Genomic DNA, 16,409 nt, shown 5'->3' on the forward strand with positions numbered 1-16,409 from the left:
GGAGGCGCCTACTCCCAATTTGGGCAACGATCGGAACATGCCAGCCATGGCATGTTTTTGGCGTGTGGACGATGCCGCTTAGGCCGATGCTCACCGCTGTGTCTCCATCGCCAGCCCAATGTCCCGCATCGGATTGACACCATGCACCATTTCCTCCTCCGATAGGCGTGGGAAATAAAAGTATGCGCCGTAACGGATGGAGCCGGAGGGGCCGCTATTTCCCGGCTCGACGGCAGTCTCTTGTCTATCACGAGCACGCCCGAGGCAATACAGTCGCGAATGGCATAATAGAGCGCGAGGCGCTTGGTAGGATACTTTTGGGTGTAGATATGGTAAGGTATATGAAATTGCATGTCGGGATCCTAAATAAAGAGATGTCAGGGCGAAGCCGGAGGGAGAAGAGCGTATGCGCAGACAAGAATTTGAAATGATGGACAGGGAGGAGACGGAACAATTTTTACAGGAGATGAGCTTCGGCATACTGGGAACGATCCATCCGGATGGCTGGCCTGAGCTTACTCCGCTTAATTTTGTTTATCATAAGGAGTGTTTGTATTTCCATGGCAGCGTGGCCGGACAAAAAATGAAAAATATAAAAGCCGACCAGAGAGTGACGTTTGCCGTAGCCAAAGAATACGCCATCGTTCCGTCCTATTTCACGGATCCGGAGCTGGCCTGCCCGGCGACCGCTTTTTTTAAGTCCGTGCTTATTAAGGGGCATGCGGAAATTTTGACGGATCTTACGGAAAAAGCGGAGGCGTTATCAGCATTTATGCGCAAGCTTCAGCCGGAAGGGGGCTATGTGCCGATCGATCCGGAAGACCCGGCTTATACCGGGCGGATCAAAAGCACCTCCGTTGTTCGGATCACGGTTCATGACCTGTCAGCCAAGTATAAATTCGGGCAAAACATGAAGCCGTCCGCTTACGAAAAAGTCACCGCGGGCTTGCTTGAGCGGGATAAGGGGCTGGACCGGGATACGGTGGTCCTGATGGAAGCCTTGTGTCCGCATCATCGAAAAAATGGCGGCGACTAAGAAATAAGCAAGGCGGAGGGAAACGGATAAACCGATACAAAGATGCCTACTACCCGGCAGATAATCCGCTACGGACGGATTGGTCTTGCCGGGTACGTGCGTTGCACACTCATCCGTATGCGAACCTGCAGTAGAATCGTAGAACAAATCTTAATTATTCCGTCCGTCGAACCAGAAAGAGATTCAATCTGTTACAATAGGAGTATTGTTAAAGTTATACAGGGAGTGGGATACATATTCAATGACGAATACAATCCGAAGTTTTCGATTTAAAATGGTTTTATTTTTTGGGTTGAGCATGCTTTTATCCGGCGTGCTTTCCTTTATGCTCTATAAAATCCTCCAACTCTATTATCTTTCGGTCAAATTTGAATACCCGCGATTGACCCGGATTCGGTACTTCATGAGAGAGATTGGGGATTTCAACTGCTTTTTGCTTGTTTTTATTCCGCTCTCGTTGTTGTTGTTCTTTCTCCTGACCCGACGTTATATTGCTTATTTTCGCGTCATTTCCAACGGAATCAATCAGCTGGCGAAGGGCGACTTCAACAGCCGCATCGAGATTCCATCCAAGGATGAGCTCGGGGGTCTTGCGCGAGACGTCAATCTGGCAAGCGCAAAGCTGCAGCAAGCTTTGGAAAGGGGAGATTTCGCGGAAAACAGCAAGGAGCAAGCGGTTTTGAATTTGATCAATGATTTGCGTACGCCGCTGACCTCTGCGATGAGCCATTTGGACTTGATTCTTCAGGACGAACAGATGTCTGGCGCACAAATGAGACATTATGCGACCAATGCGATGACGAAGTCTCAACGGCTGGATAAGCTCATTGATGAATTAGACGAAATTATGAGATTGACTTACGGCAAGGTTATAATCGACGAAAAAACAGTCGATCTGAGCGAGCTTCTCATCCGATCGAATGAGCAATTATCACCGTTGTTCCAGAAAAACCGGCTCAAAATGCGCATGAATGTGACTCCTCATGTCATGGTACAGGGGGATGGAGAACTGTTGGCGCGTGTATTTGAAAACGTGCTGACGAATGCTGCCCGGTATGGCAAAAAGGGCGTGTTCATCGATATTCATTGCGGTATTGATGCAAGCGATGCTGTTGTTCAAGTGGTTACTTATGGAGACGGCATTCCCCCGGAGGAGCTGCCGCATATTTTCGATATCTCTTACAACCGCGATAAAGCGCAAACGGATTCGGAGGAGGATACCGGTCTTGGCTTATACATTGCTAAAAATATTGTGACCCAGCATCAAGGCACCATTGCAGCCCAGAGCAATGTCATTCGTACGCTTATTGAAGTCCGTCTTCCGCTGACAGACGCGCCTGAGGCTCCTCATTAATGTTCCTTTTTACAGACGTTCTGCAAGCTGCCCATAGAAACCCTCGCAGGCGGGTTCCGGGTTGCGGCTTGACAAGAACGCCGCTCCATTCTATAATCTAACCAGTTAGTTACTTTTGGCTGAATGGAGTTTTTTGGTCATGACGGAAAGAAAGAAAAGGACGTATGATGCGGCAAGAACGAAGGAGATCATTTTGGACGCCGCAGAACAAATATTTGCCGAGCTTGGATATTCTGCTACGCGAATCGATGCGATCGCAAGTGCGGCTGGATATAATAAGAGCCTTATTTATCAATATTTTCAGGATAAGCTGGGGCTTTATACTGAAGTCGTCAAACGGGCCGATCGGCTGGGAAATCAAATGTTCCAAGAGGCAGCGGGTGATTTGCTGTCGGATGAGACTACGCTCTCGGATCCTGCCAAATTCAAGCGGTTGCTTGAAGAAGTGATCACCAGTTCATATCAGTTCATGTCCGAGCACCCCAGTTACTTAAAAATCTACTCCTGGGAAGCCGCGGAGGAGTGGAAGACATGGAAAAAAATCTCGTACTCCCCGGACGATATTTTTCAATTTTATAAGCTGGCGCAAAGGGCAAAAGAGAACGGCATCATTCGTCAGGATTTGGATGCGATGATGGTTCCGATCGTGATGATGAATGCAGTCATTCCATTTGTGCAGTCCTATAGAAGACTCAACAATATGCTGGATGATGACCTGGAATGGACGATGTCGCAGGAACGCTTCCGAGAACAGATTGTAACATTCGTGACGCATGGAGTAATGGAGCCGTCCCTAATCTAGGGGCGTCCTTTTATCCCTATTTCTAACCAACTGGTTAGTTAAAAGCTCGGCGAAAGGAGTGATGCTTGGCATCAAGTCGCGTACATTCATGTCGGAAGCAGAATGATAACTATCATATCGATCAAAGGAGATTATTATGAAGAGATTTGAGCAGAAAGTTGTCATCGTCACCGGCGGAGCCAGCGGGATTGGGGCTGCGGCAGTCAGACTATTTGCCGAAGAGGGAGCGAAGGTTGTTATCGCGGATTGTTCCGAACAAGGGCAAGGATTGTCCAATGAATTACATGCAGACGGCTTTGATTCCTATTTTATTCATACGGACGTATCCAAAGAAGTTGACGTAATCCGAATGGTCGATCAGACCGTTCAGAGATATGGCAGGCTGGACGTATTGTTTGCATGCGCCGGCATCGCAAGTGATGGACCCACGGATCAGGTCGATTATGAGGATTGGCAGCGTACGATTGATATTAACTTGTCCGGCGTGTTTCTCTGCAACAAGCATGCCATCCAGCAAATGTTGAAGCAGGACAGCAAAGGCGCTATCGTCAATTGCGGATCTGTCAACAGTCATGTCGGCAAAGCGAGAGTCTCTGCCTATGCTTCGGCGAAAGGCGGCGTGAAGCTGTTGACCAAATCGACGGCCGTCGCTTATGCAGCGAGAGGCATTCGCGTCAATGCGGTATGTCCCGGATATATCGATACGCCTATGATGCGGGGGCTTGGCGAGGAGGTGACCAATTATTTGGTCGGACTTCATCCGATGGGAAGAGCGGGTCGGCCGGAAGAGGTGGCGAAAGCGGTTCTGTTCTTAGCCAGCGACGACGCCTCCTTCATTACGGGCACAACTTTGCTCGTGGATGGAGGATATACAGCGGTATAAGGTAAAAAGCACCCTGGAGGGCAATGTCATTAAGATAAGGCGTGGAAACCATAATCAAGCACAAGAGCAGGTTATCGAAAAGATAGCCCGCTCTTTTTTTGAAAGAAAATCAAGACTTAACAGGTAGATGGATATGTGTGGCGAAGACCCTTGAAACACGAGGAGGCCACGTCCATGAATGAGTATGCGAATTCGCTAAAAAAAACGCTGACATCCCTCATACGAGAAATGGCAGCCGCACCAGCTCCTTATGTCAAAAACCCTGAAAAAGATTTTACCCGAAAGAAAAAGCTGCCCTTTGAAACGGTGATGCAACTCCTGATCTCCATGGGAGGGAACAGCCTATATAAGGAACTTTGGAATCACAAGGCTATGACGTAAACACCGCAACCACTTCCGCTTTTGTCCAACAGAGGAATAAAGTGCTGCCGTCTGCTGTGGAATTCTTGTTTCACGCATTTACGCAATCGGTTACGGATATCAAGGACTACCGAGGGTATCGGCTACTTGCCGTTGACGGTTCGGATTTGCATATCGCAACTGACTCTGCGGACACGGACACCTATTTTCAAAGTCAACCGAACACGAAAGGCTATAACCTTCTGCATTTGAACGCTGCCTATGACTTGTGCAACAGACTGTACGTGGATGCCATTGTTCAGCCACGAAGGTTATGCAACGAGGGAAGGGCGCTGGCTGCTATGGTTCACCGTTCTCCAATCAAGGGCAAAACCATTGTGATTGCCGATAGAGGTTATGAAAGTTACAACAATTTCGCGCATCTTGAACGCAAAGGGTGGAACTATGTCATACGGGTAAAGGATTTGGATTCCAATGGTATTCTTTCGGGCTTGCGTTTGCCCTCTAGCGGAGAGTTTGATAGGAACGTTCATCTGACACTCACCAAAACAAACCAAAGAGGTCAAGGCTAATCCCGAGATTTACAAGTTCGTTCCTTCCACGTCAACCTTTGATTTTTTGGATTTGCATGAGAACTTGTTTTACCCGATTTCCTTTCGGGTGGTTCGTTTCGTCCTGCCGAGTGGCGCTTTTGAGACCGTCATTACGAATCTTACCGCCACGGATTTCCCACCGGGTGAAATCATGTCAATGTATAACATGCGATGGGGCATTGAAACCTCATTCCGGGCATTAAAGTACACTGTCGGTCTGACGAATTTTCATGCAAAGAAACGAGAGTCCATCACCCAGGAGATATTCGCAAGAATGATCCTGTACAATTTCGCTGAAATGATAACCTCGCACGTCGTCATTTCCCAAATGGAGAAACGGCACCCCTATCAAGTTAACTTCACGGTTGCCGTTCACGTGTGTAGACACTTCCTGCGCTCAAGGGACGATGAACCCCCGCCTGATGTTGAAGCGCTGATTCGCAAAAACATTTTGCCGATTCGACCCATTCGCCCAGGGCAGCAGAATACGCGCAAAATACGCTACAAATCAGTGGTTAGCTTCGTCTATAGAGTAGCATAATTTGTTTCATATGAACATTTTTTTAAGCGGATCATCCCTCCGCTTTGTTTGCTGTACACTTTTTTCCTTGCTTGTATACAAAAAAGAAACGGCACAGGGCTTTTTCCCATGCCGTTTCGGATTCCATTTTTATTTCCGCTCTTGTCTTGGAGCTAAACTTAATGACATTGCCCTGGAGGGTGCTTTTTTGCATGATGCATGCTTCGGGAAAGAACGGGCATTAACCGAACGATTCGGGGTATTGCGCCAAAAAGCGGATTACTTCATCTGAGATGTCCCAATGAAATATAGAAGTCATGTTTTCGTCTCTAAAGAAAGAATGTACGACGTTGTGATTAAACTGTGTAGTATAGGCCACGAACTGTTCCCTCGCGTTGGGGCCTTGAAGCTTTTGCAGGTCGGCTGCTAAGGATGGCGATTCTTTAGAAAAATCGAACTCGGCTATCCGAATCTTCCTTCTTTCACGGTTCCGGTTGGTATTTGCATGGAGCTCCATGTTTGCTAGATCATAAACGATGCTAAAGACTGTGTCTTCCCGCTTTGCCTTCTCCAACGTCTCAAATCCAAAATCGACCATCTCCGAATGAAGTGTTTTTTTCTTTGTCCGCTCCCACACGGCAAGAACGCGCTTCATGGAGTTTTGCTCGTATTCGTCCCGGCCTGTCCAATCGGTAATCCCGGACATGATTTCATCCCGTGCCTGTGCATAAGGGGAATTGGCCATAATCGGAGCGGATAGATGATCTTCATAAATTTGCATATTTCCGTTCAAAAATTCGATAATCGTACAGTCGCCGCTTCGATCCGCAATCAGGTAGTGCAATTTGGATGTGCTCTGGTCAATCCGAAGCGTTGCCGCTGCTTGCAGCACTTCCCTGACCGTAGCGCAAGTATCGAGCATATATTGAATCCATTGCAATTCATTCACAGTATGCTTGTCATCCGCCGGGGGATGTTCCGTTGTCCACAGCGTAGTCTGCTCCACGACGAGGCCCTGTTCATTCATTCCGCCATTAGGGCTTTCCTTGCCGTTCTGGGAGACGGTTAGACTGCCATAGCGGGATACCCATGTTGCAGGAAGGGCCGGCGGCAGCATAAGTGCGGTTTTGCGGATGCCTCTATGATTTGTAAATAAGAACACACCATCGTAAATAACATCTTGATTTTTGCATACAACTATTTTTCCATCCTGATGAAGTTGAAACACAGTGCTCATCACTCAGACTCCTTTAACATTGTGTTGAGGCCGGTTACGTCTCCGCCCTCGATATGATCTAAAAAAGCATGGCACAGGCGAAGGGTGCTGGCATCCGCTCCTTTCACAATGGCAGCAAACCGGCTGATGATCATTTGGTGTTCTTTTTCTGTCTGAAGCTGCTTCAGCTTCTCGCGATAGGCTTCCATATCCGTTCCATCTTCCGCATGTTCTAATAATCGGGTGAGGAACAGAATTTGAATATTTATTTTCATATCGACCGTCAAGTCTTTCAAATAATAATCATCATCGACGAGGATTGCGGCATCCATGTTGAAATAATTTCCTAAGGCATGAAGCCGCTCTTTTGGCACAGGCCGTCTCTTTTTGATCCAATCGGAAAATTGTTGAGGGGTTATTGCTGCCTCCTTGCATACACTGGTGTATGAAACTTGATGAAGGAGAGCAAGGTATTGCAACGTTGTCATCATTGGAACAGATTCCATATTCATTGTTCACTCCTTTGACATAAAATATGTCGTTCATATACTTTCTATTATACACAAGACATATTTTATGTCAATATGCGCAAAGATTTTGGTCCTGTGCCAAAAATATAACTTTTTATATTGGAAAAAGAAGTAGTATCCCCGGGAGCCATCGTCTAATCCGGAGTATAGCTGCGATGCAATTTGAGTACATAAAAATAGATGAAGGAAAGTAGGGGATCGCATTGCAAAAGCAAAGCTTCGGCGGCATACTGCTTATTGCCGGAGGCTCACTGATCATTCTGATGCATATGCTCCAGAACGGCGAAATCAGGCTGAGTAGTCCGGGAAATGTGTTCATGTATTTTTGGCCCGCCATTTTTGTCATTCCGCTTGGCATTTTATTTCACGTCATGTATTTCGGCATGACCCGGGGAAGGGCTCCGGGACTGCTCATACCCGGCGGCGTTCTGTGCATGGCTGGAGTCGTCTGCCAGATCTCGATGCTGTTCGACGCCTGGTCCTGGATGTGGCCGGGCTTCCCGTTAGCCGTAGCCTTCGGCCTGTTCGAATTCTATCTGTTCAGCGGCCGCAATAAATGGCTGCTTGTTCCGGTTTATATTTTGGGCAGCATGTCTGTCATCTTCTTCCTGCTATTCAGCATCGGAACGGTGATCGGGGCTTCCGGCGGCAGTTCTCTCGCCGCGTTGCTGCTTATCGGAGCGGGATTGTATGTTATTTTGCGCCGCAATAATAGCGTAGTCGGATGATGACATTCCGAAGGGCCGCCACGGGGCGGCCTTTGGTCTGCCTGCAAGGGGGCTGGCTGCATTGACAAGGGACATTAGTTGTAACTATAATGGTTGCATGAAAGGGTGAGCAAGATGAAGATAAGCAGCCGGTTTAGTGTGGCCGTTCATATATTGTCCTTGCTGACGTTGGAGCCGCAAGCTCATCATACCTCCGAATGGCTGGCCGGTAGCGTGAACACGAATCCGGTAGTTATTCGCAGAGTGACATCCCAACTGAAGAAGGCAGGCCTCGTGGCGGTCCGCACCGGTACGGGAGGGGCCTCCTTGGTGCATCCTGCGAGCGAGATTACGCTCCTCGATGTGTACCGCGCTGTTGAAGCGGTAGAGGAAGGGGAATTGTTCGGCATGCATGAGCATCCGAATCCACAATGCCCGGTCGGCGCCAATATCGAAGCGGTGCTGCAGATCATCACGGCCCAGGCGCAGTCCGCGATGGAGCGTGTGCTGGAAGAGATTACGCTGGAACAGGTTGCCCTGAATCTGAAAATGCACATCAATGCGGAAGAAAAGTAAAGCTTGAGACATCGACTGTTAGCGGACATGCATGGCGGCATCGGATGCCCCATGCATGTTTTTTTGGATTATTTTGCAATGGTAAATTATAGGCCTAAATACCCATTTGTTTGTCTTATGAGCATAATGATATAAATTTTTTGTCGAATCATCACGATATATATTTATGGATTTTCACGAGGCAGAAATACGGAATTAGCAAAAGCGGTTTTCAAACCGCCGGTTCGAAATGGATGAAGAAACCCGTATTTTTCCTGCTTACATCTAAGGGGTGAACGAAATGAGAAACAAGAGTTTAGTATTTAAATCGGTGTTGGTGCTGTCCGTGCTGATTACGGTCATGTCGGTTGTGTTTACCAGCTTTTCTTATATGTCCGAACGAGGCATCTATTACGATGAGCTATTAAATGTACATACTTCGCTTGATCAGCAAATTAGCTTGGAGATAGAAGGCATTGCCAAGGCAGAGGCAAAAATGAAAACGATGAGTTATGACCAGTATATGGAAGATCAAGAAATGGACTGGATCCAGACGAATTTGCAGGCTATGACTCGCGAAGGGTATATTTCCAACAGCTATCTGATCAAGCCGGATCTGATCGAGAAAGACGGAAAAGTGTATATGTCGGTCATTCAGGCCAACGATAATATGATCGAGCATGGCAGCAAGCCGCTTAGTGACGTGGAGATGACGGAAGCGTTCCGCCAGGCCTATTATGATATGAAGAAGGATGGTATCGGTATCTCTGCGGTCTATGCCGATTCGATGGGCGAATGGCTTACCGTATTATCTCCGATTCAAGATGATCAAGATAACACGATTGCGCTTTTGGGCATCGATTTTAATTATTCGAAAATTAACCACGATCTGAATCAGTTGATGTGGAGAAATATAGCTGTCGGAGCCGTGACCGGCATTGCTTTTATCCTTCTTATCATGTGGCTCATCCGCAAGACAATCCGTCCGCTGCATGAGTTGGCGGAATTGGCCAAGCGGGCGGCCAAGGGAGATTTGACGGTCCGCATTCCGGTCAATTCGCGGGATGAGATCGGCGTGCTGTCATCCAGCTTCAATGAAATGATAACCGATATCCGCGAGCTGATTGGCAGCATGAAGGAGACGACGAGCCATGTCACGGAGGCTTCGAACCATCTGACCGTCATCTCGCAGCAGACGGCGCAATCGACGCACGAGATCTCGAGCGCCATTCAAGAGGTGGCTTCCGGATCGGAGACGCAGCTGACGGGAACGGAAGAAAGCAAGATCGCGATGGGCGAGATGGCCGTCGGCATCCAGCGGATTGCGGAATCCTCGTCGAACGTGTCCGAGTACAGTGTAGCGGCCGCTCAAGCGGCGAAGCAAGGGAATGAAGTCGTTCAGCAGACGGTTGCGCAGATGAACAGCATCCACTCCTCTGTGAACGAGTCGGTCACGATGGTGCGGAAGCTGGCGCAGCAATCGAATGAGATCGAGCAAATCGTAGCGGTCATTGGCAACATCGCCACCCAGACGAATCTGCTGGCATTGAACGCCTCGATCGAAGCGGCACGCGCCGGCGAGCATGGCCGGGGCTTCGGGGTCGTCGCGAAGGAAGTGCGATCGCTGGCCGAGCAAGCGAAGGTATCGACGGAGCAGATTGCGGAACTGCTGCAATCCGTCGTCGCCAGCACGAGGCATATGGCCGGTGCGATGGAATCGGCGGCAGAGGAAGTGCAGGAAGGGACGCAGATCGTGCAGGTAGCCGGGGAGACCTTCCAGAAGGTATGGAATTCGATCCAGGAGGTATCCGATCAGATCCAGGAAGTGTCCGCGGCTTCGGAAGAAATGTCTGCCGGCAGCGAGCAGGTCGCCGCTGTGCTTGATAACTTGGCCGAGATCGCCAAGAATGCCTCAGAGAGCTCGCAAAGCGTGGCAGCCTCCTCCGAGGAGCAGCTGGCCATTGTTGAGGAGATTGCCGATTCCGCAGCGGTAATGAGCGGTAAAATGAAAGAGCTGGATCAGGAAATGAAGAAATTTATCATCTAAATCAGATCGCTCGCAATAAGGAAGCAAATGAGCACAAACCTCCGTGAGAGAAGAAATGTATTTTGCGGAGGTTTGTGTTTTATTGTCGAATTAGGAGCACAGCCGCTTGCCAAGAACGGTGCCTCGTGACATGCTCTTACTAGCGCATCGTGCGCCATCCTTGGCACAGGATGCGAATTCGACAGGCATCATAAGGAGGACGAACGATGAATCGGATGTTGCTATGGCCGCAAGGCGCGCCGTTATCTATGGGGGAGCCGGCGGAAGCGGGACCGGCGCTGCACCTCTTCCCGGCAGACGGCCCGGAGCCTGCCGGAGCCGTGATTGTCTGCCCCGGCGGCGGATATGGCTTCAGGGCGGAGCATGAAGGGGCCCCGGTCGCGGAATGGTTGAACTCGCTCGGAATACACGCCTTCGTGCTCGATTACCGGGTGCACCCTTACCGCCACCCGGCACCGCTGCTCGACGCCCAACGCGCCATTCGCCTCGTGCGCAGCCAAGCCCGGGCGTGGAACGTCCGGCCGGACCGGGTCGGTATACTCGGCTTCTCGGCGGGCGGGCATCTTGCCTCTACGGCGGGAACGCGCTATGACCTCGGAGTGCCGCATGCTGCAGACCCGATCGACCGGGAGAGCTGCCGGCCCGATGCGATGGTGCTCTGCTACCCGGTCATTACGATGGGAGAGAGCGGGCACCTCCATTCGCGCGAGAATCTGCTCGGACCCGATGCGGATCCGCAGCTGATCGAGGCGCTGTCCAGCGAGCGCCATGTGACGGAGGATACGCCGCCGGCCTTCCTGTGGCATACGTCGGAGGATGATGTGAAGGTGGAGCACAGTCTCCAGTTCGCCTTGTCACTTAGCCGGAAGGCGATCCCTTTTGATCTGCATGTCTACGATAAGGGGCCGCATGGATTAGGCTTGGCCACGTCCGACCCGTACGTCGGAGGGTGGACAACCCAATGCGGCAAATGGCTGAAGAAGCTGGGCTTCTAGCCGGCAGGAAGGGGAGTTCGAGAAGCATTAGGAAGCGGAAGTAAACGGAAGGAAGAGAAGGCCCATCATTTGAACATGCGCGTGATCGCCGAAGGCGTCGAGACAGAGGAGCAGCTGCATTACTTAAGCGAGAACGGCTGCGATGACATTCAGGGCTTCTTTTTCAGCCCGCCGGTGACCGCCGAGCAGTTGCAGAGCACCATTCTGAGTGGAAAATAGACCGAGTTGACCGCGTCTCCCCGCGCAAAAAGGCTGTGCATCCGGATCTTGCTGCCGGTGCACAGCCTTGCTTATTCGTCGGACCGCTCCGACCTCTACCAGTTCGAGCCGCCGGAGGAATTCTTGTTCTTGTTCCAGCTGGATCCGCCGGAGGAGGAGCTGCCGCTTCCCCAGCTGGAGCCGCCCGACGAATTCGACGACCTGCGCTCCTGAGCTCGCTTGACTTCCTCCCGGCGGCGTTCCTCCGCCCGCTTGGCTTCCTCTCTGCTGCGCGCTTCCGCCCGTCTTGCTTCTTCTCTCCGGCGCGCTTCTGCCCGCCTCGCTTCTTCCTCTCGCCGCTCTTCCTGCAGGACATCGTTATACGCCGACTCCATGGCCCCAATAATCCCGCTCAAGGCCGATATGGTGCGCGTGGCCTCGTCATAGGCCCCGCGCCGCATCAGATCGCTGGCCTCGCGATGGATCGAAGTGAAGCGGGAATCGAATGGCGAGACGTTGATTTTTCTTCTCGCCCTGGAATACGCGCGCCGGTATTGGCTGGCCGCCCGGTCGAGCTCCCGTTCCGCATTGCGCTTCTGTACGGCGGCCCGTTCGATGACGCCCAAGTATTCATTGGCTTCATCGGCGAATTCCCCGCTCAGTTCGTTCATCAGATCGACATCATAGGGCGGATCGGCGACGAGGTTCCGGAGCCCGGACTGCAGCCGCTCCAGACGATGCTCCTGCTGCCCCCACAGCTGGGCGAGATGTTGGCGGGCCAGGATGCGCTGGGCTGTGGCGAAGGCGGACTCGCCCGCCGCCTGCTTCCGCAGCGCCTCCTGGTGCGCGCTGTCCAGATCTCTTATCTGACGCTCATACCGCTCAATGGCATGATCCAGCTCGGCCAGCTGCAGCAGCATCCGATCCAGCGCCTCCCGCGCCGTGTCGTATTCCTGAACATCGATGCCGGACCAATACTCGGCCTGGCCCAGCGCCGGCGCGATATCCGACAGGTACTGGTATTTGCCGCGATATAGATGCCACAGCTGCTCCCAATGCTTCGTCCGGTAGGTGGCCTGGACGCGCATGGTCACCTCGGACAGATCCTGATCCCGCCGGCGGTACCCCTCCAGTCTCGACTTGATCTGGGCGATATCACTCACATTCTTGACCTGCAAATCTGCTTGCCGCTGCGTCATGTTCACCGCGTCGGCCAGCAGCTGCCTCATCAGCTCGACGCGCTGGATGGCCGCCGGGATATCCCCATGGCGCAGCAGCTCGTGCATCTGCTCGTTGACCTGTCCGCTCTCCTCGATATTGCCGTACGGATCTATCCGCACGAGCTTCAGACGGAACTCCTGGGCGATGGACCGGACGCGCTCCCGGCTCTCCGCCATCTGCTGGGGGGTGCGGCGGTAGATCTCCGCCAGCTCGGCGATGCTTGCGACGTCGTTCTCCAGCCGCCGCAGTTCCTCATTCGCGTGCACGACGCGGTGCTCGGCGCCTAGCGGGTCGAAAATCTCGAGCTGCTTGCTCTCCGCCAGCTCGGCCTTGACTGCATGATAGCGCCGCTGCAGCTCATCAAGCGGCCAGCCTCGCGCTTGAATTTCCGCCGCGATGTCCCTATCGGCGGCCAGCAGCCGTTCCTCCGCATCCGCAATCGTCTGCTTCAACGTCCGGTCGAGCGCTTCGATATGGTCGATCACAGCGACAAGCCGTTCCGCATCCGCTGTGCGCTCCTTCAATTCGGCGGCCGCACCGGCAACCTGCTTCCGCAGCGCCGGCATGAGCCATTGCCGCTTCGGAATGGTCTCAAGCTCCTGCTGTCTGGCGCTCAGCCAGATAAGAATGTCCGCCAATTCCCGATCTGCGGTCCTGGCGGCATGCTGCGTCTCGCCCTGGGACAGATCGAGATAGGTCTTGTTCTTCTCCAGCGCCTGGTTCACCCGCACCATCAATGCGGGCTGGCGCCGGAGGAGCAGCCGCAGCCGGATCCACAGTTCCCCGCGCTCGCCGGCGACGGCGAGGACGAGCAGTCCGCCAGCGCACAGCAGCACAAGCTGCCAGTCAATAGCGAGCGGCAGCGCGGAAGTGTTCCCCCTCCTGGTGGGAGGCGGCTCCTGCAGCGGCCCATCTTGCTTCACCGCGTCCGGCTCCGTCTTGCCGGCGGCGGGCGCCAGCGGCTTCAAGGCATGCGTCGCCTTCATCAACGCGATGGACGCCGCGGCGAAATCGCCTTCCTTCGCCTTCGGGATGAAGTGAGCGTCCAGCCATGCCTTCAGGCTGCCCGGGACGTCACCGCGGATGCCGGTCTCGGCATCGATTTGGTCCTGGAGGGCGGGGTTGTTGAAATTCATCTCGACCCGCCGTTCCTTCTTCGAGAGTAGAAGCAGAATATCATCGGATCCTAATCCGAGGTCCTGATAGAGCTTGTTCGCGTACTCTTCCGGTGCCGCTCCCTTGAAGCTGTCGACGGTCACCAGGCGGAATGTGTACAGCTTCCCCTGCGCCGCCTTCTTCACGGAGGGCAGCGCCTCCTTCGTGATCATGCGCGCCTTGTCCTGGACAAGGGCGGCCTTCGCGGAGTTCCCTCCTGTCTGAGCGGCTCCGTCTGCCTTTGCGCCCGGCTTCGCGGCCGGCTTGCTGCCGGCGGACGTCTGCGGCTTCAAGGCATGCGTCGATTTCATGACCGAGACCGAAGCCGCGGCGAAATCTCCCTCCTTCGCCTTCGGAATGAAATGCGTATCCAGCCACGACGTCAGACTGCCTGCCGCGTCGCCGCGAATGCCGACCTTGGCGTCGATTGCGGCCTGGAGAGAAGGATTGTTGAAGTTCATCTCGACCCGCCGCTCCTGCTTGGAGATGAGGAGGAGGATATCGTCCGCTCCCAGTTCCCAATGTTCGTACACGTCGTTGGCGTAGGTGGCCGGCGCCTTGCCATTCAAGCTGTCCACGGTCAGCAGGTAGAAGGTGTACAGCTTCCCCTTGGCCGCCTTCTCAATGGAGGCGATCGACTTCTTCGACAGCATCTGCGCCGTATCCTGAACCAGTCCGTCCTTGGCCGGAATTCCTTCCGCCCTCGCCGTTCCCGGGCCGGCGGACATCATAATGACAAGCAAAAGCATAACTATGCGCAGCGCATATTGCATGTTGAACCCTCCCGTTGTATCCCGACGCTAGTCTATTTCCAGTATAACGGAAGTACGGCCGACTTGGGGAAAAGTTCCTGCAAAGTTCGCGTGCGGGTCTGTGCGGTGAAAAGCGCAATAAGTATCAAATTTTTTCCGCTGCCGCTTGGTATGATGAATGGGAACGAGTCACGATACGTAAAGGAGAGGGTAGTTGATGCAAGAGAGAACGGGGTATTTTGCACACTTGGAGGGCACGAGCCGGGAGGCGGGCCGGCAGCAGGGGCGATTCGCGGCCGAGCATCCGGGATGGATGCCGATGCTCGTCCTTCCGGAACCGCTGCCGGATGCACGGCTGCGGGAGACGATGCGGCTGCTGGACGATTACTGCCCCGGCATGAATGACGAACTGCTCGGGGCGGCCGAGCAGTTGGGCGTCGAGCCGGGCCGGATGGTTTATTATGCGGGGACCGACATTCAGGCGGGCTGCAGCCACTGCGCCGTCCTCCCCGGGAAGACGGCAGACGGGCGGACTTATGTGCTGCGCAATTATGATCTGTCGCCGGAGATTGCCGATATGCGGCTCTGCGATACCGCGATTCACGGGCGGTACCGGCATATCGGGTTCTCGACCGTCCTGTTCGGACGAACGGAAGGAATGAACGAGCACGGGCTGTGCGTCACCTTCTCGGCGTGCGGCCAACCGGTCGGGAATATTGAGGGCATGCGGGCGGCGAAGGTGAGCGGCCTGCAATTCTGGGCGGTCGTGCGCATGGTGCTGGAACGCTGCCGGACGGCCGCGGAGGCCGTCGCCGCCATACGCGAGATGCCGATCGCCTCGAACATGAATCTGATTATCGCGGATGCGTCCGGGCATGCCGCGCTGTTGGGGACGTTCGACGGAGAGATTGCGGTCAAGGAAGCGGACGGAACGGCAGAGACTTATATTACGGCGACGAACCATCCGCTCTTCCCGGAAGTCGCCCGGCTGGAGCCGCGCCGGCTGAATCACTCCGTCGTGCGCCACGAGCTGTTGAATGAGGCGCTCGGAGGAAGCGCGCCGGTCGGCAAGGACGATTTGCGCGGGCTGGTCCAGCAGGAATATCCGCATGGATTGACCGTGCATAATTACCGGCAATGGTTCGGGACGCTCTATTCGATGCTGTTCGATCTGAACGAACGCGCGCTGGATGTTTGCTTCGGCTCGCCGCTCCAGAATCCATGGTATACTGTCCGTATCGGAGAACGCTTCCCGATTGAGCAGGTGAAGGTGCGGATGGAGCATCGCGATCCCGAGCCCGGCTTCTGGCAGCTGGTCTGACGCGATGCGGAAGCCTTCGGCAACTTCAGCTGCCTTCAGCACCTCAGCACCTCAGCAGCCTTCGGCAGCGAGTGCAGGCTCCCGGCACGTACGTTCCGGCTGGAGCGGCGCTGGGTGAGATAGCAGAGTGAGATGGCTGAGTGTTATGAAGAAGATGGAAGGAA

At 53.4% G+C, this 16,409-nt stretch carries 16 protein-coding genes; 13 read left to right on the forward strand and 3 right to left on the reverse strand.

The genetic code is table 11. The features are described 5' to 3' along the window. The first annotated feature begins 406 nt into the window (after window positions 1–406). The 7 genes from FLT43_RS25210 to FLT43_RS30605 all read left to right on the forward strand — a co-directional run bounded on the left by FLT43_RS25210 (window position 407) and on the right by FLT43_RS30605 (window position 5,569). Entirely contained in the window at window positions 407–1,036 is a 630-nt protein-coding gene (locus tag FLT43_RS25210) for a pyridoxamine 5'-phosphate oxidase family protein (protein ID WP_087440159.1), read from the forward strand. 241 nt (window positions 1,037–1,277) lie between these two features. Then, window positions 1,278–2,390 (forward strand): HAMP domain-containing sensor histidine kinase, encoded by a 1,113-nt coding sequence (locus tag FLT43_RS25215; protein ID WP_164776679.1) that lies wholly within the window; start codon window positions 1,278–1,280, stop codon window positions 2,388–2,390. 139 nt (window positions 2,391–2,529) lie between these two features. Beyond that, complete coding sequence (locus tag FLT43_RS25220) at window positions 2,530–3,192, forward strand: TetR/AcrR family transcriptional regulator (protein WP_087440160.1); 663 nt, start codon at window positions 2,530–2,532, stop codon at window positions 3,190–3,192. A gap of 136 nt (window positions 3,193–3,328) precedes the next feature. Continuing rightward, window positions 3,329–4,075 (forward strand): SDR family NAD(P)-dependent oxidoreductase, encoded by a 747-nt coding sequence (locus FLT43_RS25225; protein WP_087440161.1) that lies wholly within the window; start codon window positions 3,329–3,331, stop codon window positions 4,073–4,075. Window positions 4,076–4,249: 174 nt separating this feature from the next. Then, complete coding sequence (locus tag FLT43_RS29795) at window positions 4,250–4,456, forward strand: hypothetical protein (protein ID WP_221936163.1); 207 nt, start codon at window positions 4,250–4,252, stop codon at window positions 4,454–4,456. Next, the gene (locus FLT43_RS29800) at window positions 4,432–5,007 is read left to right on the forward strand and encodes a transposase (RefSeq protein WP_221936167.1); all 576 of its coding nucleotides are present in this window, start codon (window positions 4,432–4,434) and stop codon (window positions 5,005–5,007) included. Before FLT43_RS29795 ends, FLT43_RS29800 begins: the two co-directional genes overlap by 25 nt. A gap of 52 nt (window positions 5,008–5,059) precedes the next feature. Then, entirely contained in the window at window positions 5,060–5,569 is a 510-nt protein-coding gene (locus FLT43_RS30605) for a transposase (protein ID WP_340162468.1), read from the forward strand. Window positions 5,570–5,789: 220 nt separating this feature from the next. Here FLT43_RS30605 and FLT43_RS25235 read toward each other — a convergent pair whose 3' ends face one another. Beyond that, window positions 5,790–6,785, reverse strand: coding sequence for a linear amide C-N hydrolase (locus FLT43_RS25235; protein WP_087441997.1), 996 nt, complete (start codon window positions 6,783–6,785; stop codon window positions 5,790–5,792). Further along, a complete protein-coding gene (locus tag FLT43_RS25240) occupies window positions 6,785–7,276 on the reverse strand; it encodes a hypothetical protein (protein WP_087441998.1) in 492 nt (163 codons plus the stop codon). The genes FLT43_RS25235 and FLT43_RS25240 overlap by 1 nt, the downstream gene beginning before the upstream one ends. Before the next feature lie 221 nt (window positions 7,277–7,497). Between FLT43_RS25240 and FLT43_RS25245 the strand changes: the two genes are divergently transcribed. From FLT43_RS25245 to FLT43_RS25265, 5 genes are all read left to right on the forward strand, one after another. Continuing rightward, a complete protein-coding gene (locus tag FLT43_RS25245; RefSeq protein WP_087441999.1) occupies window positions 7,498–8,022 on the forward strand; it encodes a hypothetical protein in 525 nt (174 codons plus the stop codon). 114 nt (window positions 8,023–8,136) lie between these two features. Further along, window positions 8,137–8,577, forward strand: a complete 441-nt coding sequence (locus tag FLT43_RS25250) for an Rrf2 family transcriptional regulator (RefSeq protein WP_087442000.1) — start codon at window positions 8,137–8,139, stop codon at window positions 8,575–8,577. Window positions 8,578–8,857: 280 nt separating this feature from the next. After that, window positions 8,858–10,603 (forward strand): methyl-accepting chemotaxis protein, encoded by a 1,746-nt coding sequence (locus tag FLT43_RS25255; RefSeq protein ID WP_087442001.1) that lies wholly within the window; start codon window positions 8,858–8,860, stop codon window positions 10,601–10,603. A 206-nt stretch (window positions 10,604–10,809) separates the two neighbouring features. Continuing rightward, the gene (locus tag FLT43_RS25260; protein WP_087442002.1) at window positions 10,810–11,598 is read left to right on the forward strand and encodes an alpha/beta hydrolase; all 789 of its coding nucleotides are present in this window, start codon (window positions 10,810–10,812) and stop codon (window positions 11,596–11,598) included. Between the two features lie 69 nt (window positions 11,599–11,667). Continuing rightward, window positions 11,668–11,817 carry an EAL domain-containing protein gene (locus tag FLT43_RS25265; protein WP_255321649.1) on the forward strand — a complete coding sequence of 50 codons (150 nt, stop codon included), beginning with the start codon at window positions 11,668–11,670 and terminating at the stop codon, window positions 11,815–11,817. Between the two features lie 95 nt (window positions 11,818–11,912). Here the strand turns inward: FLT43_RS25265 and FLT43_RS25270 are convergent, their stop codons facing one another. Further along, window positions 11,913–14,945 (reverse strand): TPM domain-containing protein, encoded by a 3,033-nt coding sequence (locus tag FLT43_RS25270; RefSeq protein WP_087442003.1) that lies wholly within the window; start codon window positions 14,943–14,945, stop codon window positions 11,913–11,915. Between the two features lie 196 nt (window positions 14,946–15,141). On the opposite strand from FLT43_RS25270, the gene FLT43_RS25275 reads away from it, so the two are divergent. After that, entirely contained in the window at window positions 15,142–16,245 is a 1,104-nt protein-coding gene (locus FLT43_RS25275; protein ID WP_087442004.1) for a C45 family autoproteolytic acyltransferase/hydrolase, read from the forward strand. Window positions 16,246–16,409 lie beyond the last annotated feature (164 nt).

This window comes from Paenibacillus thiaminolyticus (genome assembly GCF_007066085.1).
GTDB lineage: Bacteria > Bacillota > Bacilli > Paenibacillales > Paenibacillaceae > Paenibacillus_B > Paenibacillus_B thiaminolyticus.